At 77.0% G+C, this 18,953-nt stretch carries 17 protein-coding genes; 6 read left to right on the top strand and 11 right to left on the bottom strand.

What is annotated here, in order from left to right:
* Positions 1-98 precede the first annotated feature (98 nt).
* Both ACFZCF_RS19440 and ACFZCF_RS19435 read right to left on the bottom strand, forming a co-directional pair.
* Positions 99-1,394, bottom strand: coding sequence for an acyl-CoA dehydrogenase (locus ACFZCF_RS19440; RefSeq protein WP_391287531.1), 1,296 nt, complete (start codon positions 1,392-1,394; stop codon positions 99-101).
* Positions 1,395-1,569: 175 nt separating this feature from the next.
* Positions 1,570-2,025: an Rrf2 family transcriptional regulator gene (locus tag ACFZCF_RS19435; protein WP_360610212.1), complete on the bottom strand. Its 456-nt coding sequence runs from the start codon at positions 2,023-2,025 to the stop codon at positions 1,570-1,572.
* A 776-nt stretch (positions 2,026-2,801) separates the two neighbouring features.
* Between ACFZCF_RS19435 and ACFZCF_RS19430 the strand changes: the two genes are divergently transcribed.
* On the top strand, positions 2,802-3,683 hold the full coding sequence (locus ACFZCF_RS19430) for a glutathione S-transferase C-terminal domain-containing protein (RefSeq protein ID WP_391287529.1): 882 nt from the start codon (positions 2,802-2,804) through the stop codon (positions 3,681-3,683).
* Positions 3,684-3,700: 17 nt separating this feature from the next.
* Here the strand turns inward: ACFZCF_RS19430 and ACFZCF_RS19425 are convergent, their stop codons facing one another.
* Entirely contained in the window at positions 3,701-4,756 is a 1,056-nt protein-coding gene (locus ACFZCF_RS19425) for an NAD-dependent epimerase/dehydratase family protein (RefSeq protein WP_391287527.1), read from the bottom strand.
* Positions 4,757-4,898: 142 nt separating this feature from the next.
* Here ACFZCF_RS19425 and ACFZCF_RS19420 point away from each other — a divergent pair, with 142 nt between their 5' ends.
* Positions 4,899-5,108, top strand: coding sequence for a DUF5133 domain-containing protein (locus ACFZCF_RS19420; protein ID WP_388444807.1), 210 nt, complete (start codon positions 4,899-4,901; stop codon positions 5,106-5,108).
* Here ACFZCF_RS19420 and ACFZCF_RS19415 read toward each other — a convergent pair.
* Positions 5,081-6,277, bottom strand: coding sequence for an MFS transporter (locus ACFZCF_RS19415; RefSeq protein ID WP_391287525.1), 1,197 nt, complete (start codon positions 6,275-6,277; stop codon positions 5,081-5,083). The genes ACFZCF_RS19420 and ACFZCF_RS19415 overlap by 28 nt on opposite strands.
* Before the next feature lie 57 nt (positions 6,278-6,334).
* On the opposite strand from ACFZCF_RS19415, the gene ACFZCF_RS19410 reads away from it, so the two are divergent.
* Complete coding sequence (locus ACFZCF_RS19410) at positions 6,335-6,907, top strand: CGNR zinc finger domain-containing protein (RefSeq protein ID WP_391287523.1); 573 nt, start codon at positions 6,335-6,337, stop codon at positions 6,905-6,907.
* A gap of 27 nt (positions 6,908-6,934) precedes the next feature.
* Here the strand turns inward: ACFZCF_RS19410 and ACFZCF_RS19405 are convergent, their stop codons facing one another.
* On the bottom strand, positions 6,935-8,221 hold the full coding sequence (locus ACFZCF_RS19405) for a D-alanyl-D-alanine carboxypeptidase family protein (protein ID WP_391287521.1): 1,287 nt from the start codon (positions 8,219-8,221) through the stop codon (positions 6,935-6,937).
* Between the two features lie 614 nt (positions 8,222-8,835).
* Here ACFZCF_RS19405 and ACFZCF_RS19400 point away from each other — a divergent pair.
* Entirely contained in the window at positions 8,836-9,981 is a 1,146-nt protein-coding gene (locus tag ACFZCF_RS19400) for a cytochrome P450 (protein ID WP_391287520.1), read from the top strand.
* Between the two features lie 9 nt (positions 9,982-9,990).
* Here ACFZCF_RS19400 and ACFZCF_RS19395 read toward each other — a convergent pair whose 3' ends face one another.
* From ACFZCF_RS19395 to ACFZCF_RS19375, 5 genes are all read right to left on the bottom strand, one after another.
* Positions 9,991-10,269 carry a hypothetical protein gene (locus ACFZCF_RS19395; protein ID WP_388444798.1) on the bottom strand — a complete coding sequence of 93 codons (279 nt, stop codon included), beginning with the start codon at positions 10,267-10,269 and terminating at the stop codon, positions 9,991-9,993.
* Between the two features lie 62 nt (positions 10,270-10,331).
* The gene (locus ACFZCF_RS19390; RefSeq protein WP_391287517.1) at positions 10,332-10,814 is read right to left on the bottom strand and encodes an NUDIX domain-containing protein; all 483 of its coding nucleotides are present in this window, start codon (positions 10,812-10,814) and stop codon (positions 10,332-10,334) included.
* Positions 10,815-11,007: 193 nt separating this feature from the next.
* Complete coding sequence (locus ACFZCF_RS19385; RefSeq protein ID WP_391287515.1) at positions 11,008-11,961, bottom strand: FAD-dependent oxidoreductase; 954 nt, start codon at positions 11,959-11,961, stop codon at positions 11,008-11,010.
* Positions 11,958-13,373: an FAD-dependent oxidoreductase gene (locus tag ACFZCF_RS19380; protein WP_391287621.1), complete on the bottom strand. Its 1,416-nt coding sequence runs from the start codon at positions 13,371-13,373 to the stop codon at positions 11,958-11,960. The genes ACFZCF_RS19385 and ACFZCF_RS19380 overlap by 4 nt, the downstream gene beginning before the upstream one ends.
* Before the next feature lie 125 nt (positions 13,374-13,498).
* The gene (locus ACFZCF_RS19375) at positions 13,499-14,989 is read right to left on the bottom strand and encodes an FGGY family carbohydrate kinase (RefSeq protein WP_391287513.1); all 1,491 of its coding nucleotides are present in this window, start codon (positions 14,987-14,989) and stop codon (positions 13,499-13,501) included.
* Positions 14,990-15,376: 387 nt separating this feature from the next.
* Here ACFZCF_RS19375 and ACFZCF_RS19370 point away from each other — a divergent pair, with 387 nt between their 5' ends.
* Together ACFZCF_RS19370 and ACFZCF_RS19365 are read left to right on the top strand one after the other, a co-directional pair.
* Positions 15,377-16,411, top strand: a complete 1,035-nt coding sequence (locus ACFZCF_RS19370) for a hypothetical protein (RefSeq protein WP_388444783.1) — start codon at positions 15,377-15,379, stop codon at positions 16,409-16,411.
* 113 nt (positions 16,412-16,524) lie between these two features.
* A complete protein-coding gene (locus ACFZCF_RS19365) occupies positions 16,525-18,060 on the top strand; it encodes an amino acid permease (protein WP_388444780.1) in 1,536 nt (511 codons plus the stop codon).
* A 19-nt stretch (positions 18,061-18,079) separates the two neighbouring features.
* On the opposite strand, the gene ACFZCF_RS19360 is transcribed toward ACFZCF_RS19365, so the two are convergent.
* The gene (locus tag ACFZCF_RS19360) at positions 18,080-18,865 is read right to left on the bottom strand and encodes a GntR family transcriptional regulator (protein WP_391287510.1); all 786 of its coding nucleotides are present in this window, start codon (positions 18,863-18,865) and stop codon (positions 18,080-18,082) included.
* Between the last annotated feature and the right edge of the window lie 88 nt (positions 18,866-18,953).

Here is an 18,953-nt window from a genome sequence, read left to right as displayed (position 1 = left end):
GCCCGTGACCGTTCCCCTTCCACCCCCCAGCCTGCGCCCCTCGGCCGTCGCAGGCGAGGGCCGGAGGTCCCGACATGCCGGACGGTCCGCCCCCGGGGTCAGGCGCTGCGGGCCAGCCGGGTGTGGCCGTTGTGCAGGTAGTGGTCGCCGATGTCGCGGAGCCGGTGGGCGGGGCGCGTACGGGCCGTCAGTGCGCGGGCGTTGCGCCAGAAGCGGTCGAAGCCGGGGCCGCCGCCTCCCGCGCCCGGCGCGGCGGGCGGGGCGCCCTCGACGAGTTCCAGGATGCGGGTCGTCACCTGGACCGCCGTCCGGCCGGTGACGGTCTCGGCGGCGGCGACCAGGACGGCGAGGTCGGCGCGCTCCTCGAAGCCGAGCGTCCAGCCCGCCCGCAGCCCGCCCGCGAGGGCGTCGGCGGCGCGCTCGGCGACGGCGGCGGCGGTGTGCACGGCGGTGGCGAGCTCGCCGTAGGAGAGCAGCAGGTACGGGTCGACGGGCTGGTCCTGGTCCGGGGCGGAGGCGCGGGGGGCCGGTTCCGGCGCCGGGGCCGTCCGGTTGACGTCCCGGGCCTCGGCGAGCGCGCCCTCCGCGATGCCGAGCGCCACGTGCACGAGGAGCAGCCGCAGGACCAGCGGGGCGAGGGTGGTGAAGGGGGCGACCGCGTGTTCGTCGGCGGGGAGGCTGCCGAGGACCCGGGCCCGGGGGACGGGCACGTGCTCGAAGACGACCGTGCCGGCGCCGGCCAGCCGCTGTCCGACGCGGTCCGCCGCGGGTTCCGTGAACACCCCCGGGTGGGCCGGGTCCACCAGCACGAGCACCGACTCGCCGGTGCCCGCCGGGCGGGCGGCGACCACCAGGCGGTCGGCGACCGTCACGGCGGAGTCGAAGGCGCGGCGGCCGTCGAGCAGCCAGCCGCCGCGGTCGGCGCGGGTCAGGGTGAGCCCGGCGGCGGCCACCGGCGGCGGGGGCTCGGTCGATCCGGCGAGCAGCCAGCCCTCGGCCGCCGTGCGGGCGTCGAGGCGAGGGAAGGTTTCGCCTCTCCGGCCGGAGAGGTCCGGCGGCCCCGCGGGCGCCGCGAGGAAGCGGCTGGTCCAGGACAGGGCGTAGTGGTGGGCGAGGAGTTCGCCGACCGAGCTGTCGGCGGCGGAGAGTTCCCGTACGGCGGAACACGCGGTCCGCAGGTCCGCGCCGTGGCCGCCGCCGCCGAGCGCGGGGTCGGGCTCCGCCGCTGTCAGGAAGGCGGGGAGCCCCGCCTCCTGGAGGCGTTCGACCTCGTCGCCGGGGACCTTGCCGGCCCGGTCGCGGGCGTGCGCGTCGACGGCCAGGTCGTCGGCGAGCTCCCTCACGATCCGCCGCCAGAGCGTGTCGTCCCTCGGCGTCGTCTGCTGTGTGCTCATCCCACCCCTCCTGCCCTCCCGTTAATCCCACTGGATCGCTAGGGATAGTGGCAGAGCGAGGTCCGGGGCCCCAAGGGGCGTCCAGCATGCGGGCGGAGGGGTTCCGTGGGATGAGACCGCGTCAGGTCGCCCCCGGCGGGGGAAGGGTGGGAGGGACGTGTCGGGCGGACTCCCGTCAGGGGTTGGTCCAGGCCTCCGGATCGTCCGCCCGCTCCGTGATCCCGGCCGGCAGGCGCGCCGACGCCACCTCCGCGAGCGAGACGCCCAGCACCTCGCGGACACTGGCCCGCAGCGCGATCCACAGCGGCAGCAGCGACTCGGCGGGGCCCGTGTAGGTGAGCGCGGGCGGGCGCTCGCCGCGCACCGAGACCAGCGGACCGTCCACGCAGCGGATCACGTCGGCGACCGAGATGGCCTCCGCCGGCCGCGCCAGCCAGTAGCCGCCCCGTCCCCCGCGCTGGCTCTCCACCAGCCCGCCCTTGCGCATGTCGCCCAGGATCCCCTCCAGGAACTTGTGCGAGATGCCCTGCCCCTCGGCGATCGCCTCGGCCTTCAACGGCCCCGAGTCCCGGGCGGCCGCGAGCTGGAGGGCGGCCCGCACGGCGTAGTCGGCCCTGGCTGAAATGCGCATGCGGCGCATTATTCCGTACGACTCCGAAGGGCGTCGGACCGCCGGGCCGGGCGCGCGACTCCGCCGGTGCCGGGTGCGGCGGGGCGGCCTCCGGAGGGGTGGCGGAGCGGTCCGGGGGCGGGCCGGGAGGCGCGGTCGGCCGTCGTGTTCGCGCCCTTGACGGCGGCCTCGTACCGCCCGACACTCGGGACAGGAATCCGAGCGGACGGGTAGGGAATGATGCGACGGGTCGGCGGGTGCGAGGGGACCGGGACCGATCCGGTCCGCCGTCCGGACCGCCCCGGGCGCCGTGACCGCCGCGCCGTCCGCGGCGGGGTCGCCCGCCGAGACCGCCCCGGCCGCCGTGTCGGCTTCGCCCCTCCGGCCCGCCCGACCCGCACCCGCCCGACCCGTCCGGTCCGCGGGATGCGTGTGACCCGCCTGACGGGTGCCGAACGTCCGGCCCCCGTGGGGGGACCGGCGCGGAGCCCGGAGTCCTCGGCGGCCCGGGCGCTGCCGCGCCCGCTCGGACTCACCTCGCGCCGTCACATCGACCTGCTGCGGGTGTGCAGCGCGGGCTGACCGCGCCTCGGGCCGGGGCCGGGGACCGACTTCCGCCGGCTCCGCTCCCTCCTCCTTCCCTCCTCCTTTCCGCCGCCTTCCGCCGCCTTCCGCCGACTTTCAGCCTCTCCGCCCCTCCGCCGTCGTGCCGTCCCCGCCGTCGCCGTTGCGGGCGTTCCCGCCTGACGTGGCGTCCGGCGGGCCGGTGCCGGCGCCGAGCCAACCCTTGGAGCACCATGTCCGTCGTCGTCCCCTCCTCGCTGCTGCCCGCCTCCGCGGTGCCCGCCTTCCGCGGGCGGATCGGCCGCGACGCGGCCAGCGGCCACTACGCCGTGCCGTTCCGCTACCGCCTCCACATCGCCCCCGCCGACCCCGACTGTCTGGCCATCGCCGTCACCCACGGACTCCTGGGCCTCGACGCCACGCTGCCGCTGAGGCTGCTGCCCGAGGTGCCCGACGCCCCGGACGGTTCGTACGACGCGCTCCGGCCGCTCTACGAGGCCAGCGCCCACCTCTACACCGGCCCCGCCGCCGCGCCCGTCCTCGGCGACGACTGGACCGGACGCATTGTCACCACCCACGTCCCCGACATCCTCCGCGACCTGGCCCTGCGGTTCCGGGGCGACGGTCCCGAACTGCTGCCGGAGGAGCACGGGCGGGAGATCGACGCGCTCGCCGCGCTCTGCGAGGACGGCATCCACCGGGCCGCGCAGCGCGCCGGGGAACTCGGGCTCGACCCGGTGCCCGGCGCCCGCGGGGACGCGGCGGAGGCGCTGGGAGCGCTCTTCGGGGCGCTCGGCGAGCTCGACGCGCGGGTCGCGGGACGGCCGTACGTCCTGGGGGACGCGCCGACCCTCGCCGACGTGTACGTCTGGTGCGCCCTCGTCCGGCTCGACACCGTGCACCGCTGGCACCTCGACGCCGAGGCGGTGCGCCGCGTCGCGGGGCACCGCGCCCTCTGGGCCTACGCCCAACGACTCGCCGCCCGGCCGGAGTTCGGCCGCCACCTCGACGTGCCCGCCGTCCTCCGCCGGCACCGCGCGCACTGCGCGGGGCGGGAGGCGGCCGGCGCGGCCATCGGAATCGTCGACTGGGGGGCGGCCGGCACCGGCCGCTGAGCCGGCGGGGTCCGGACTCAGGCGACGCGGCGCCCGGCCAGGGGCGCCGTGTCGTCGCCCGCGCCGGCGCGCACGCCGCGCAGGAACGCCTCCAGGGCCTCCACCGAACTCGCCGTCGGCGACCAGTCGAGCTCGTCGCGCGCCCGGTCCGTCGACATGACCGGGATGTGCCGCAGGAGGTCGAAGAGGCCGGGGGAGGCCGGGGCGAGGCGCAGGTGCCAGGCCGTCGCGAGGGCGCCGCGGACGGCGCCCGCCGGGACCCTCACCGGGCGCGCGCCGAACATCTCGCCGAGCAGCGCCCCGTCGACGACCGGGTCCGCCGCCAGGTTGAACGCGCCGCGCACGTCCCGCAGCACGGCCCGCACGTAGGCGTCGGCGGCGTCGTCCGTGTGCAGGACCTGGAAGCGGAGCCCGGACGGCTCCGGCAGCAGCGGCAGCAGATCGGGGCGGAAGAGCCGCCCCGGCACGAAACGGCCGGCGAAGATCCGGCGCTGCTCGCTCGCCGACTCCTCCTTGAACAGGAACGCGGGCCGCATCCGCACCACCCGGGTCTGCGGGTGATCGCGCTCGAAGGTGTCCAGGACCCGTTCCAGATAGGCCTTCTCGCGACTGTAGGCGGCATCCGGCCAGCCGTGCGTGGGCCACGCCTCGGAGACCGGGGCGCCGCTCTCCGGTCCCGGAGAGTAGGCGCCCACGGACGACGCGCACACCAGCGCGGGAACGTGGGCGGCCGCCACCGCCTCCGCGACCCGCAGCGTGCCGAGGACGTTGGCCCGCCAGGTCGTCACGGGATCGTGCGTCGGCCCGAAGCGCCACGCCAGGTGCACGACCGCGTCGGCATCGGCGACGTACCGGCCCAGCCGGGGCTCGTCGCCGTCGGCGGACAGGTCCACGGCGCCCCACTCGACGCCCGGGACGTCGAGCTCCGGCAGTCGCCGCGCCAGGCCCAGGACGGAGCCCACCCCCGGCTCGCGGGCCAGGGCCCGTACGACGCTGGTGCCCACGTTCCCGGTGGCGCCGGTGACCACCACCCTCAGTCCGCCGCCTCCGCTGTTTCCGCTGCTCGTCTCCATGTCTTCGACCCTCCGCCATCCGGGCGGCGCCCGCACCTCGGCCCGCACCGCGTCACCGAGGGTGACCGTGCGGGTCGCGAGGATGGCCGCTCGCGAGCACCATGGAGCGACGCACGAGAGGGGGACCGCAACGGAGGAACCCATGCTGCTGCCCGACCGCAACACCGTCGAACGGCTCCTCCGGCACTACCGCACCCAGGAACAGCGCGTCCTGGCCGGCCCCAGCGACCTCTCCGCGCGCCGCCGCTTCGAGGACACCGCCTACACCCTGTGCGTCCTCATGGGCGTCCGCTCGACCGCCGAAGCCCTCCGGGCCGCCGAACGCTACGTCGCCTCGCGGGCGTCCCTCTGACCCGGTCGCCCCCGGGCGCCCGCGTAGGGAAGCGCCGAGACGGCGCAGAGCACCGCCGCCAGCAGCAGCGCCGCCGGAACCGACCGGGCCGCCACCCACCCCGCGACCACCGCGCCCACCGCGAAGCCGGTGATCTTCACACTGGTCCCGACCGCGAAGACCCGGCCGCGCAGCCCTTCGGGCGTCTCCTCGTGCCGGACCGCGAACAACGCGGTGAGCTGCGGCCCCTCCGCGGCCCCCGCGACCGCGAACGCCACCACCAGGGCCACCGCCCCGCCCGTCGCCGCCACCACCCACGCGCCCGCCTGCGCCAGCGCCGCCCCCCACAGCACCCGCCCCGCCGGCACCGAGTGGGGGAGCCGGGCGTGCAGCGCCGTCGCGGCGAGGGAGGCCGCCGCCGCGACGGAGAGCAGCAGCACCCCCCGGCCGGGCGCGCCCAGCGCCCGCGCCCCGAGCGCCGGCAGACAGGCCGCCACCACGCCCTGCGCGGTGGCGCCCCCCACCGAGGCGACCGTGGCCCGCAGGAGCGGCCCCCGCCGGAACACCGCCCGCACCCCGCCGCCCCCGGGACGCCCGCCGCGCGGCGGACCGGCCGGTGGCAACGCCCACGCGACGGGCACCGCCGCCGCGATCAGGGCCGCCGCGACGACCACCGCCGCCGGCGCGCCGAGCACCAGCGCGGCGCCGCCCGCAAGCGCGGGCCCGGCGAGCGCGGCGGCGGAGAAGGTGAGCGAGTCCAGGCCGTGCAGGCGCGACCTCCGGTCGGCGGGCGCGAGCCCCGGCAGCTGCGCCGTCCAGCCGCCCGAGAGCGCGGGTCCCATCAGGCCCGTGACCACCGCGAGCGCCGCCGTCACCGCGAACGGCAGCCGTCCGAGCCCGAGGAGCACGGCCCCGAGCCCGGCCGCGTAGAGGGCGAGCGCGCCGGCGAGGATCCGTCCCGGCCGGGGCGAACGGTCGAGGAGCGCCCCGACGACGGGGCCGCCGACGGCCGCCGCGACCGTGACGCAGGCGAGGAGCGAGGCGGCCCCGGAGGTCGAGCCGGCGGCGGCGAAGCCGGCGAGGGCCAGGGCCGGACCGGCCGCCTCGTCACCGGTCCGGGCCGCCAGCGCCCCCGTCAGATGAACGGCAGGGGACGGGCGGGGAGCGAGGCGGAACGAAGGGCTGCGCATGGCGGCAGAGGCTACGGAGGTAACTCAAAGACCCGCAATATGCGTTACATTCGGCCGATGCCCGTGCTCCCCGACCGGTCCACCCGGCACTCCACCGTCGCCATGGCCCTCCGCACCGCCGCCCTCGTCAACGCCCTGGCCGATCCGGCGGCCGGGCCCCGGGAGATCGCCGCCGTGCTCCTCGCCCACGGCGAACCCGCGCCGGTCGAGGTGACCGCCGAGGACGTCCCGGGACTGCGGTCCGCCGCCACGGACCTCCGACAGGTGTTCGCCGCCGACTCCGCCGACGAGGCCGCCGCCCTCCTCAACTCCCTGCTCGCCGCCCACACCGGTCCCCTCCGGCTCACCTCCCACGGCGGCACCGCCCCCTGGCACCCCCACGCGGACGCCGACGACGACGCGCCCTGGACGGAGTGGTTCCGCGCCTCCGGCTGCCTGTCCCTGACCGTCCTCCTCTGGGAACGGCAGGCCCCGCCCGGCCGCACCTGCGCCTCCACGAGCTGCGGGAACGTCTTCGTCGCCCACGGCAGCGGGCCCGAGCGCCGCTACTGCTCCCGCCGCTGCGCCACCCGCGAGCGGGTGGCCGCGCACCGGCGCGTGCGGACGGCGGGGGGTTCCGGCGGGGACTGAGCGTCCGCCGGGGGTCGTGGGCGCGGGTCAGGTGCGCGGCACTCGGCGGCGCCAGGCCCACAGGGCGAGGGCCGCCGCGCAGGCCGAGCCCACGAGGGAGAGGGGCAGCGCCACCGAGGGGCCGGCGCCGGCGGGCTCCTCGGCGGCGGTGCCGGGCCGGGTCGCCGAGGCGCCGAGGGCGGGCGGAGCACCGGCCCCGCCGCGCACGGAGACGTCCCGGGCCTCGGTGCGCTTCTGGCCCTCGGACGCCGGGGACCCCGCGGACTCCTGGGACCTCTGCGGCAGCAGGGAGCCCACGGGCTCGACCTTGTCCGCCGCCGCGAAGCCCCAGTCGAGGAGGTCGCGGGCCTCTTCGTAGACGGCGAGCCCGCCGCCCGCCCGCGGGTTCATCACCGACACCACCAGGGTGCGGTCGCCGCGGCGGGCGGCGGCCACGAGGGTGTTGCCCGCGTTGCTGGTGTAGCCGTTCTTGACGCCGATGATCCCGGGGTAGCGGCCCACTCCGTCCGCGCCGGTGACCAGGCGGTTGGTGTTGGCGATGCCGTACGACCACGAACCGGCCGGGAAGTCGGCGTACGCCGTCGAGCAGTAGCGGGTGAACTCGGGGTCCCGCACCCCCGCCCGGCCGAAGACCGCCAGGTCGTACGCGGACGACACCTGGCCCGGCGCGTCGTACCCGTCGGGGGAGACGACGTGGGTGTCCATCGCCCCCAGCGACCGTGCCTTCTCCTGCATCTGCCGGGCCGTCGCCTCCCAGCCGCCGCTCATCGCCGCGAGGACATGCACGGCGTCGTTGCCGGAGCTGAGGAAGACGCCGTTCCACAGGTCGGCGACCCGGTACGTGTACCCCTCCTTCACTCCGACGAGGCTGCTGCCCTCGCCGATCCCCGTCAACTCCTCATCGGCCACCGTGTGCCGCGCGGACGCCTCGTGGCGCGGGAGCAGTGTCAGCGCGAAGAGGGTCTTCAGCGTGCTGGCGGGCGGCAGTCTGCGGTGTGCGGCGCGGGCCGCGAGCACCTCGCCGGTGCCGGCGTCGGCCACCACCCAGGAGAGCGCCGAGGGGGTCGGCAGGGCCGGTGCACCGGGCAGCGGCTGCACCTGCGTCCCGTCCCGGTCGAGCCGCGTCCGGTCCATGAACCGCCGTGCGGGAGGCGTCGGTTCGGTGACGGAGCCGGGTCCGAGGGCGGGAAGGGCGACGGGGGCGGCCGCCGCGGCGCGGGGCGGGGTCGCGGCGCCTGCCACGGGGGCGGAGAGCACGAGCAGCATCGCGGCGGAGCCCGCGGCGGCATGGCGAACAGCTGACGTGACGATCATTCAGCCACCGTAGGAAGGGGGTGCGCGGCGCGCAGGAGGAAGTGCGCCACCCGGCCTAGAGAACGCGACGGCGGGCGGCGCGTCGTGCCGCCGGGCGGGTGGTCGCGCTCTGCCGACCGGGTGAGCCCGCCCACCCCCGAGGGCCGTCGTCGCAACTCCGTGCGGTGCGGACCGCGTTGACCCTAGGATGCGGCGGATCCGCCGGCGTCCGCCGGGCGGCTCACCCGTCGTCAGGAGCGGACATGGACGCACATCCCGACCCCACCGAGGCCCTCGCCCCGCCGACGGGCTCGGTGCCCGCGCCGAGCGGGCCCGCCGGAGCGGCGGAGCCGGCCCCACGCCCCTCGACGCCGACACCGGCCCCTCGCTCCTCGGAGCCGACGCCGGGCCCTCGCTCCTCGGAGCCGACGCCGGGCCCTCATTCCTTGGAGCCGGAGCCGGCCCGACGCTCCTCGGAGCCGGAGCCGGAGCCGGAGCCGGAGCCGGAGCCGGAGCCGGAGCCGCAGCCCGGGTCCGAGCCGCAGCCCGGGTCGGAGCCGTATCGGCTCGACGCGGCCGGGGGGTGTCCGCATGCCGTCAACGCGCGGCTGCGGGCTCGCGGGGCCGTCGTCCCGGTGCTGCTGCCCGGGGACGTCGAGGGCATGGTGGTCCTCGGCCACGACGCCCTGCGCGACTTCCTTTCGGACCCCGACGTCGCCAAGGGGCCGCAGCACTTCACCGCGCTCGCCGAGGGACGCGTACCGGAGGGCTGGCCGCTGCGCACCTTCGCGACCGTGCCCGGCATGACCACCGCCGACGGCGCCGACCACCGGCGGCTGCGGACCCTCGTCAGCAGCGCCTTCACCGCCCGGCGCGTCGAGGAGCTCCGGCCGCGCGTGGCGGCGGTGACGGAGGGTCTGCTCGACGGCCTCGCCGAGGCCGCCGCGGCCGACGGCGGCGTCGCCGACCTGCGCCGCCACTACGCCCTCCCGCTGCCGCTCGGCGTCATCTGCGAACTCTTCGGCGTCGATCCCGCCCACCAGGACCGGCTGCACCACCTGTCGAGTCTCGTCGTCGCCACCGACACCGAGCCGGCCCGGGCCGTCGCCGCCAACCGCGAACTCCACGGACTGCTCACCGCCATCGCGGAGGACAAGGCGGCGCACCCCGGGGACGACCTCACCAGCGCCCTGATCGCCACCCGCGACGCGGGCGGCGACCGGCTCGACCAGCAGGAGCTCATCGGCACCCTCATGCTGATGATCGTCGCGGGACACGAGACGACCCTGAACCTCGTCACCAACGCCGTCCGCGCCCTGTGCGCCCACCGGGACCAACTCGCCCTCGTCACCGGGGGACGCCACAGCTGGGCCGACGCCGTCGAGGAGACCCTGCGCTGGGACAGTCCCGTCAGCTACTTCCCGTTCCGCTACCCCACCCGCGACCTGACCGTCGACGGCACCCTCGTCCCGCGCGGCACCCCCGTGCTCGCCGGATACTCGGCGGCGGGCCGCGACCCGGCGGCACACGGTCCCGACGCCGACCGCTTCGACCTCACGCGGGCGGGCGCGACCAGGCACCTGTCCCTCGGTCACGGCCCGCACTACTGCCTGGGCGCCCCCCTCGCCCGCATGGAGGCGGCCGTCGCCCTCGAAGCGCTCTTCACCCGCTTCCCGGAGCTCGACCTCGCGGTCCCGGAGGCGGGACTGACCCGCCACGCGGGCTTCGTCGGCAACAGCGTCCGCGACCTGCCCGTCCGGCTCGGCCCCGCCGCGCGGTGACCGTACCGCTCAGCGGCGCCCGCCCCGGTCCAGGTCCCTGACGGGGGCGGGCGCGCCGGGCGCCGCGGCGGGGGAGGCCCGCAGGGTGGAGACGAGCCGCAGCAGCCGGTCCTCGTTCCCGGCGAGGCCGGCGGCGCGCAGCGCCTCGTCGGCCTCCGCCATGGGGTTCGTCAGCATCACCCCCGCGTACGGGGCGAGGCGCGGGTCTGTCATGACGGCCTGGGTGGATTCGAGGAGGCGAAGGTACGCCTGGGCCGCGGCGCGCTCGGTGGCGGTGATGGTGGTCATGTCGGGCTCCCTCTCGACGGCTTGACGCACCCCACCCTCTCGCACGGGTCTGACAATGCCCCTCAGGCCCGCCCGTGCAGCCGCGTGACAAGCCGCTCCAGGAACTCCCGCTGACCCGCGACCAGCAGCGGAGCCGCCTCCTCCACGGTGAACCACCCCACCCGGTCCAGCTCCGGAAACTCCGCCAGGACCCCGGAGCGCGGCGGCCACTCCATCGAGAACGTCCCCGCCACGACCGCCGCGGGGTCGAGGTCGCCCTCCACCGCCCACACGGTGACGGTCTTTCCGCCGGCCTGCCGCACCTCCCCGAGGTCGAGCCACTCGCCCTCCGGCACCGGCAGCCCCAGCTCCTCACGGAACTCCCGGCGGGCCGCGTCCCGGGGCTCCTCCTCCGGTCCGTACTCGCCCTTCGGCACCGACCAGGCGGCCTCCTCCCGGCGTGCCCAGAACGGTCCGCCCATGTGGCCGATGAGCACCTCGACGCCGCCGTCCTCCGCCATCGACCGGCGGAAGACGAGCAGACCCGCGCTGCGTCCGACCGCCATGCCGCCAGTCTCGCCCAACCGCGCCGGACCCGCACGACCGGATGCCTCGACGAGCCGGGCCCGCACACTCGGACGCCTCGACGAGCCGGGTGCCCCGACGGACAGAGCCCGCCCGACGGACCGGCCGGGCCCGACGGTCAGGCGCCCCCGCCGCACCGCGTCGGCCCGTCGTCCGGAGCCACCCGTCGCCCCGTCATCCACCGACGTTCAGGTGCGTCCACACGGCCTCGGCGGCCGTCCGGCCCTCGGCCGCGGCCCGCACCGCGGGCGTGCCGCCGCGCAGGAGGCCGCCCGCCGCGAACACGCCGGGGACACCCGTGCGCAGGGACGCGTCCACCAGGGGCGCGCGCGTGGAGCGCGCGAGCGGGACGCCGCCGGCGCGCGCCGGTTCGTGCTCGGGGACCCAGTCGCCGGTGAGGACGAGGGTGTCGCAGCGGAGCGCACGGTCGCGTCCGTGCCGGTCGCGGACGGTCACCCCGGCGAGCCGTCCCCGGCCGGACAGCTCCGTCACGACCGTGCCGGCCAGCACCGGGGCGCGGAGGGCCGCCGCGTACCGCTCGTCGCCGACCACGACCGCCGCGACCGTCACCCCGGCGCGGCGCAGCAGGCTGACGGAGTGTCCGGCCGTCGGGCCACCGCCGACGACCACGGCCCGCCGGCCGATCCGCTCCGGGCGCGGGCCGAAGAGAGCCACGGTCCGGTGGAGCTCACCTCCCGTCAGGATCCCGTCGGGACGGGTGCCGGGGAGCAGCCGTGCCGCGCGGGACCGCTCGCGGGCGCCGGTCGCCAGGACCACCGCCCGCGCCACGACGGTCTCCGGCCCGGTGGGCGCCGCCGTCTCCAGGGCGAGCGGCCCCGCCCAGCCGACGACCGACACGCCGGTGCGCAGGAGAGCCCCGGCCCGCACCGCCGCCCGCACGGCGCGGCGCGCGTACCCGGGCCCGTCGAGGGCGTGTCCCCGCGGGTCGGCGCCGAAGCCCGGGTGGCCGCAGAAGCGGGGTACGCCGCCCGCCTCGGGCTCCCGCTCCAGGACCTCGACGCGCCCGGCCCCGAGCGCCGCGAGCCGCGCGGCCGCGGCGAGCCCGGCCGGACCGGCGCCGACGACCAGCACGTCGACCGCCCGCGCCTCCGGTGACGGTGCGTTCACCGGGCCCCGGCCCCCTTCCCGTACTCCTCGAACAGGGCCCGCAGCGTCGGCCGGCAGTGGCCGCCCTGGCAGCGGCCGGAACCGGCGCGGGTGCGGCGGCGCAGGCCGGCGAGGCCGGCGGGCGGGACGGGCGAGGCGAGCGCGGCGCGCACCTCGCCGCGGGTGACGTGCTCGCAGTGGCAGACGACCGCGCCGAGTCCGGGATCGCGGGCGACGGCCGCCGCGTCCCGGTGGGGGCGGGGGAGCGCCTCGCCGAGGTTCGGCATCCGGACCGGCGCGAGGGGGTGCTCCGGGCCGGTCCGCAGCCCGCACTCGGCGAGCAGGCCGAGGACGTGTTCGGCGAGGGCCAGGGAGGCGGACAGGCCGGTGGAGCGGATGCCGCCGACCGTGACGTACCGCAGCCGGGGGTGGGCGGCACACCGGTAGTCCTCGCGTCCGGTGGCGGCCCGCAGGCCGGCGTACGCGGCCGTCACCTCCTCCTCGGCCAGTGCGGGTACGATCCGCGCGCCCTGCTCCCGGAGTCCGGCGAGCCCGTCGGCGGTCGTGCCGGTGGCGGTGCGGTCGTCGAGGTCCTCGGCGGTCGGGCCGACCAGTACGTTCCCGTACACGGTGGGCGTGACGAGGACGCCCTTGCCGAGGGGCCCGGGGACGGGCAGCAGGATGTGGCGCACCCACGGCCGGGCGTACCCGTCGAGGACGAGCAGCTGGCCCCGGCGGGGCGTGACCGTGAAGTCCCGTACGCCGAGCAGCGCGTCGAAGGCGTCGGCGTGCAGGCCGCAGGCGTTGACCAGGAACCGCGCGGCGAGCGGGCCCCGCGTGGTGGACAGCCGGTGCGGCGTGCCGGCGCCGTTCCGGGGCCCGGGGGCGACGTCCGTCACCCGGCAGCCGAGCAGCAGGTCGACGCCGGACAGGACGGCCTGGGTGGCGTAGGCGAGGGTGGTGCTCCAGGGGCAGACGATGGACTCGCCGGGCACGGTGAGCGCGCCGAGCGCGCCGGGGCCGAGGTGCGGTTCGCGGCGGCGGAGTTCGTCCGCGCCGACGATCCGGGTGGCGCGGTGGCCGTTGCGGGCGGCCTTCGCGGCGAGGCTGGGAAGGGCGGCCCGCTGCTCCTCGTCCCAGGCGACGAGGAGCGCGCCGATCGGTTCGATCGGGATCCCCGCCTCGGCCGCGTAGCCGGTGAGCAATCGGTGGCCGGCCCGGACGAGGCCGGCCTCCAGGGTGCCGGGGGCGGCGTCGAAGCCGGTGTGCAGGATGGCGGTGTTGGCCTTGGACGTGCCCTCGCCGACGTCGTCGGCCGCGTCGACCAGCGCGACCCGCAGCCGGTGCCGGGCCAGGGCCCGCGCGATCGCGCACCCGACGACCCCGGCTCCCACCACGACGACGTCGTAGCCGTCCGCCGCTCCGCCCGGCAGCGGTCCGCGCCGGCTGACGTGCCCGGCGCCCTCTGCCGGGTCGGCCGGCCCCGGCGCTCCCCGCCCGTGCGCGCCCGTGCTCCGGCCGCCGCCCGTGCCGCCGGGCCGGCGGCACGCGGGGCGGGTCACGCGGTCGCCTCGGGGGCGGCCGCGGCCTCAGGGTGGGGGTCGCCGTGCGCCGCGGGGCGGTCGAGGAGCGCCGCGACCTCCGCCCGGAAGCGGCCGAGCCGGTCCGCCGCCTCGTCCGCGGAGATCGCGGGCTCGTACACGGCGGAGGGTTTCCACGGTGCCACCGCCTCGGCGACGGTGAGGTGCGGGTCGTGGCCCAGGCGGGCCATCGCGCCGACGCCGAGGGCGGTCGCGTCGGGGAGCGCGGAGACCTCCACGGGGAGCTGGAGCAGGTCGGCCTGGGTCTGCATGAGGAGCGCGGAGCGGGTGAGGCCGCCGTCGGCGCGCAGGGCGTCCAGGGGGGCGCCCCGGTCCGCGGCCGCCGCGTCGGCGAGGTCGACCACCTGCGCGGCGATGCCTTCGACGAGGGCCCGCACCAGGTGCCCGCGGCCGGTGTCGAGGCCCAGGCCGGTGACGGTGCCGCGGGCGTCGGCGCGCCACCAGGGGGCGGCGAGCCCGGCGAGGGCGGGCACGAAGGTGACGCCGCCGCTGTCGGGCACCGAGCCGCCGACGGCGTCCAGGTCCCGCGCGCCGGAGACGACCCCGAGGTCGGTGAGCCAGCGGACGGCGGAGGCGACGGTGTAGACCTGCCCGTCGAGGCAGTGCTCGGTACGGCCCCGCAGCCGCCAGGCCACGCAGCCGACGAGGCCGGTGGTGGTGCGGCGGGGGTGCGGTCCGGTGCGGGCGAGGAGGAACGCCCCGGTGCCGTACGTGCACTTGGCGGCGGCGGGGGCGGTCGCGCTCTGGGCGAGGAGCGCGGCCTGCTGGTCCACGACGAGTCCGGTGAGCGGCAGCGTGGGCCCGAACGCGGTGGTGGTGCCGACCGGTTCGTCGCAGTCGACGATCCGGGGCAGCGACTCGCCGCCGAGGCCGTAGACGTCGAGGGCGGGCGCGGACCAGGCGACGGCGGACGGGTCGAGGAGGCCGGTGCGTCCGGCCGTCGCCGCGTCGGTGACGAAGGCGCCCGTCAGCCGGTGGGCCAGCCAGGCGTCGCTCGTCGTCACCACCCCCGCGCCGGTGGCGTGGCGACGGATCCAGGCCATCTTCGGCGCGGCGAAGTAGGGGTCGACGGGCAGGCCCGTCAGGTCCGTCAACTCATCGTGGTGTCCCGCGAGTTCTGTGCAGATTCCGGCGGCTCTGCGGTCCTGCCAGACGAGGGCGTCGGTGAGCGGTTCGCCGGTCGCCGGTTCCCAGGCGAGGACCGTCTCGCCCTGGTTGGCGAGGCCGACGGCGACCACCGGGACACCCGCCTCGGCGAGCGCGGCGCGGCCCGCCGCGACCACGGAGCCGTACAGCTCGGCGGGGTCGGCCTCGACCCGCCCGCCGGGCAGATGGCGGGGTCTCACCGGTGCCGTGCCGGTGCCGAGCACCCCTCGTTCCGGACACAGGACGAGTGCCTTCGTTCCGGAGGTGCCTTGGTCGACGGCGAGTACCGGGCCGCCCGTCATGTGCCTGCTCCCGTCGTGGGGTTCGCCGGAGGAAAGGGGTCAGGCTGGTGGGTGGAGGGTTCGTCGTCAACCCTCTCCGGCCGAGCCTGTCAGGTCACCGGTGGTTACGCGACGGTAGTTCAAAACATGGCAGTGGCCAGATAGTTACGGTCACAAGAATGATCCGGACGATCACCTTCGGTCGCGCCTATAGTGATCGCCGCTCGCCGTCGGACGCGCGGGCGCCGCTCGCCGACCGACCGCGCCCGACCGAGGACCGATGACCACGCTCACCGCCCGCCCGCCCGCCCGACCCGCCGCACGCCCCCGCTCCAGACCCGCCGCGCGGCCCGCCGCCCGGACAGCCGGGCGGCCCGTCGTCCCGCCCGCCCCCCGTCCCGCCGGCTGATGCCCGGGCAAGGCTTCCGGCCCGTCTTCCATCCGGCGGGCCACGACCACGCCCTGCGGCACGCGCTCCAGGACCTGCGCACCGGCCGCTGGGGGGAGATGGCCCGCCTCCTCGAAGGCCCGGACGGCACCGAGGGCCCGGACGCCCACGCGGTCGGCGGCACGGACGACCGCACCGGCGCCGGCCACTGGGACGCCTGGACGCGTCGTACCCAGGTCCTCGCCACCGTCGCCGCCGGCTCCGACGTCGTCCACAGCTGGCGGGCCGAACGGCCCGGCAGCGCCGCCGCCTGCGTCATGCACGCCCGCGTCGCCGTCGAGCGAGCCGTCCGCGCCCACCGCTCCGACCACCCGCGCGCCCGCACCCTCCGGCAGGAGGCCTGGACCGCCTGCCGGGAGGCCGGCGAACGCGCCCCCGCCGACCCGGTGCCGTGGATCTGCCTCCTCGCCCTCGCCGCGCTCGACCCCCGCAAGGACGCCCCCGAGCTCCGCGCCGCGCCGCCCGCGCCGATGCTGCCGCCCGGCCCGTGGGCGCTGCTCGCGGAGGCCGACCGGCGCGACCCGTACAACCGCGAGGCCTACCACCGGATGCTGCAGTTCGTGTACGCGCGCAGCGAGGGCCCGCTCTCCGAGGCGGTCAACTACGCGCAGTGGGTGGCCGCCGCCGCGCCGCGCGGCTCCGCCCTGCACGCCCTGCCGCTCTACGTGCGGGTCGAGCGCTACCGGCGCGACCGGGGGCACGAACACGCCCTGGACCTGCACTGGGTGGCCGAGGACGCGATCCGAGAGGCCCGGCGGGCGATGGACGCCTGGTTCCTCTTCTGCGCCGTGCCGGAGGCCTCCCAGCTGGACCTCAACCACCTCGCGCACGCCCTCTTCGGCGCCCTGCGCTTCGCCGACGCGGCACGGGTCTTCGAGGCCCTCGGCCCGTACTACACCACCGTGCCCTGGGCCTACCGCACCCCGCGGCCGGGCGACCGGGCCCTCGCCGAGGAGGTCTTCCTGCGGGCCCGCGCCCGCTGCCTCGCCGGCTGAGCGACCCCCTTCGGAGCGGCAGCCCCCTGAGGGCGGCGGCCCTCCTGAGGAGCGATCCCCGTCGGAGCGGCCCCCTGCTGAGCAGTCCCACCCCCTTCCGGAAAGGTTCCCCGATGTCCCCCGCCACTCCACCCGAGGCACCGCGCCACCCGTCCCCGGCGTTACCCGACGAGGAGGCCCGGCTGCGCGAGCTCGGCTACCAGCCGGTGCTCGCCCGCCGCATGGGCGGCTTCGGCAACTTCGCCATCAGCTTCTCGGTCATCTCCGTCCTCTCCGGCTGCATGACCCTGTACGGCTTCGGCCTGGGCACCGGTGGCCCCGCCGTGATGCTCTGGGGCTGGGCGGGCGTCGGCCTCTTCGTCCTCTGCGTCGGCCTCGCCCTCGCCGAGGTCACCAGCGCCTACCCGACCTCCGGGGCGCTGTACTACATGGCCGACCGGCTGGGCGGCCGCCGCTGGGGCTGGTACACCGGCTGGCTGAACCTGCTGGGCCTGCTCGGTGCCATCGCCGGCATCGACTACGGCGCGGCGCTCTTCACCGGCGCCTTCCTCAACCTCCAGTGGGGCTTCGAACCGACGCCGGGCTCCACCTTCCTGATCTTCCTGGCGATCCTGCTGCTCCACGCCGCCCTCAACCTCTTCGGCGTGCGCCTCGTCAGCGTCCTCAACTCGATCAGCGTCTGGTGGCACCTCGGGGGCGTCGCCGTGATCGTCGGCGCCCTCGCGATCGTCCCCGACCGCCACCAGTCGGCCGGGTTCGTCTTCACCGAGTTCGTCAACGACACCGGCTGGGCGAATCCGTTCTACGTCGCGGCGATCGGACTCCTCCTCGCCCAGTACACCTTCTCGGGCTACGACGCCTCCGCCCACCTCTCGGAGGAGACCGCCAACGCCTCCGTGACGGCGGCCAAGGGCATCGTCCGCGCCATCTGGGTCTCCTGGATCGCCGGCTTCGCCCTGCTCGCCGGGCTCACCTTCGCCATCCAGGACTACGCGGGCACCGTCGGAAGCGCGACCGGCGTGCCGCCCGCCCAGATCTTCCTCGACGCCCTCGGTACCGGCGGCGCCACCGCCCTGCTGCTCGTCGTCATCGTCGCCCAGCTCTTCTGCGGCAACGCCGAGGTGGCCGCGGCCAGCCGCATGGTCTTCGCCTTCAGCCGCGACAACGCCCTTCCGGCGTCCGCGACCTGGCGCAAGGTCAGCCCGCGCACCCAGACGCCGGTGCCGGCGGTCTGGCTGTCGGTCGGCGCCGCCGCGGTGCTCGCCCTGCCGTCGCTGTACTCGCCGACCGCGTACGGCGCGGTCACCGCGATCAACGTCATCGGCATCACGCCCGCCTACGCCATCCCGATCCTGCTGCGGCTGAGGGCCGGGCGCGACTTCACGCCCGGCCCGTGGAGCCTCGGCCGCTGGAGCCGGCCGATCGGGTGGACCGCCGTCGGCTGGGTCGCGGTCGTGACCGTCCTCTTCTGCCTGCCCCAGAAGAGCCCGGTGACCGTCGACACCATGAACTACGCGGTCATCGCCCTCGCGGTCGTCCTCCTGCTGGCCACCGTCTGGTGGTATGCCGCCCGCCGGTCGTACGGCACGCCGACCCCGTACGGCGGTACGGCCCGTGAGGAGGCGGAGCTCACCGAGAACATCGTCTGAGGTTCCGTCAGGGGCCGTGTCACAGGCTGTACTCGTACGTCCAGGCCGCCTCCCGGGCCGAGAACTCGATGTCCGTGACCTCCAGGACGTGCCCGTGCTGGTCGCTCACCACCCGGTGGACGCTCAGCCGGGCCGCCCCGTCCGCCGCCGCGCCCCCGGGACCGGGCGGGACCCGGACCGACTCCCGGTGGGTGGCGCGCAGGCCCGCCTGGTGCATCCAGTGGTAGAGGAGCCGCAGGTCCGGCTGGCGCACGCCGTACCGGGCCCGGCGGTAGCGGGCCAGTTGCGGGATCTCCTCCAGCGCCGCCCGCGAGAACCACGAGACCGCCCGCTGGAGTTCGGGGCCCTGCGGGGCGAGCACCCGGTGCCGGTGGACGAGCGTCGGTTCGCCCGGCGCCAGGTGCAGTCGAGGGGCCAGTGCCGACGGCGGCGGCTCCCAGCCGAGCGAGGCCCGCACCAGCGCGTCCGCCGCGCGCGGCCCGCCGGGGAAGACCGGCCGGGAGGCGGACGGCGCCGGCGGCGGCCCGGGCCGCGGGGTCCCGCCGAGCGACGGGTCGTGCGCGGCGAAGGTGCCGCGGCGGTCGGTGACCACGAGCCGCTCCTCGCGCAGCAGTTGGAGCGCGCTGCGGACGGTCTGCCGGTTGACGTGGTACCGCTGCGCCAGGGAACGTTCCGAGGGGAGCCTGCTGCCGGGGGCGAGGGCGTGGCGGACGAGGTCGTCCCGCAGGGCGGCGGCCACCCGCAGATAGCGCGGGACCACCCCCTCCGGGGGCTCGGAATCGGGCGCGGAATCGGGTACGGCCATGATTGGACCCCTTCTTCGCTCAGCGTCACCGCGTGGGCCGTATGGGTGATCAATTCCTATCATTGGTCTAAACCATTTTGCTAGGGCG

Source organism: Streptomyces sp. NPDC007945 (assembly GCF_042958885.1).
Taxonomy (GTDB): Bacteria; Actinomycetota; Actinomycetes; order Streptomycetales; family Streptomycetaceae; genus Streptomyces.
Note: the sequence above shows the minus strand (reverse complement) of the source record. Positions and strands in the feature narration are given on the sequence as shown.

Coding starts and splice junctions, on each gene's coding strand:
- ACFZCF_RS19440 (WP_391287531.1), bottom strand. CDS start 1,394: ATGAGCACACAGCAGACGACGCCGAGGGACGACACGCTCTGGCGGCGG.
- ACFZCF_RS19435 (WP_360610212.1), bottom strand. CDS start 2,025: ATGCGCATTTCAGCCAGGGCCGACTACGCCGTGCGGGCCGCCCTCCAG.
- ACFZCF_RS19430 (WP_391287529.1), top strand. CDS start 2,802: ATGTCCGTCGTCGTCCCCTCCTCGCTGCTGCCCGCCTCCGCGGTGCCC.
- ACFZCF_RS19425 (WP_391287527.1), bottom strand. CDS start 4,756: ATGGAGACGAGCAGCGGAAACAGCGGAGGCGGCGGACTGAGGGTGGTG.
- ACFZCF_RS19420 (WP_388444807.1), top strand. CDS start 4,899: ATGCTGCTGCCCGACCGCAACACCGTCGAACGGCTCCTCCGGCACTAC.
- ACFZCF_RS19415 (WP_391287525.1), bottom strand. CDS start 6,277: ATGCGCAGCCCTTCGTTCCGCCTCGCTCCCCGCCCGTCCCCTGCCGTT.
- ACFZCF_RS19410 (WP_391287523.1), top strand. CDS start 6,335: ATGCCCGTGCTCCCCGACCGGTCCACCCGGCACTCCACCGTCGCCATG.
- ACFZCF_RS19405 (WP_391287521.1), bottom strand. CDS start 8,221: ATGATCGTCACGTCAGCTGTTCGCCATGCCGCCGCGGGCTCCGCCGCG.
- ACFZCF_RS19395 (WP_388444798.1), bottom strand. CDS start 10,269: ATGACCACCATCACCGCCACCGAGCGCGCCGCGGCCCAGGCGTACCTT.
- ACFZCF_RS19390 (WP_391287517.1), bottom strand. CDS start 10,814: ATGGCGGTCGGACGCAGCGCGGGTCTGCTCGTCTTCCGCCGGTCGATG.
- ACFZCF_RS19375 (WP_391287513.1), bottom strand. CDS start 14,989: ATGACGGGCGGCCCGGTACTCGCCGTCGACCAAGGCACCTCCGGAACG.
- ACFZCF_RS19370 (WP_388444783.1), top strand. CDS start 15,377: ATGCCCGGGCAAGGCTTCCGGCCCGTCTTCCATCCGGCGGGCCACGAC.
- ACFZCF_RS19365 (WP_388444780.1), top strand. CDS start 16,525: ATGTCCCCCGCCACTCCACCCGAGGCACCGCGCCACCCGTCCCCGGCG.
- ACFZCF_RS19360 (WP_391287510.1), bottom strand. CDS start 18,865: ATGGCCGTACCCGATTCCGCGCCCGATTCCGAGCCCCCGGAGGGGGTG.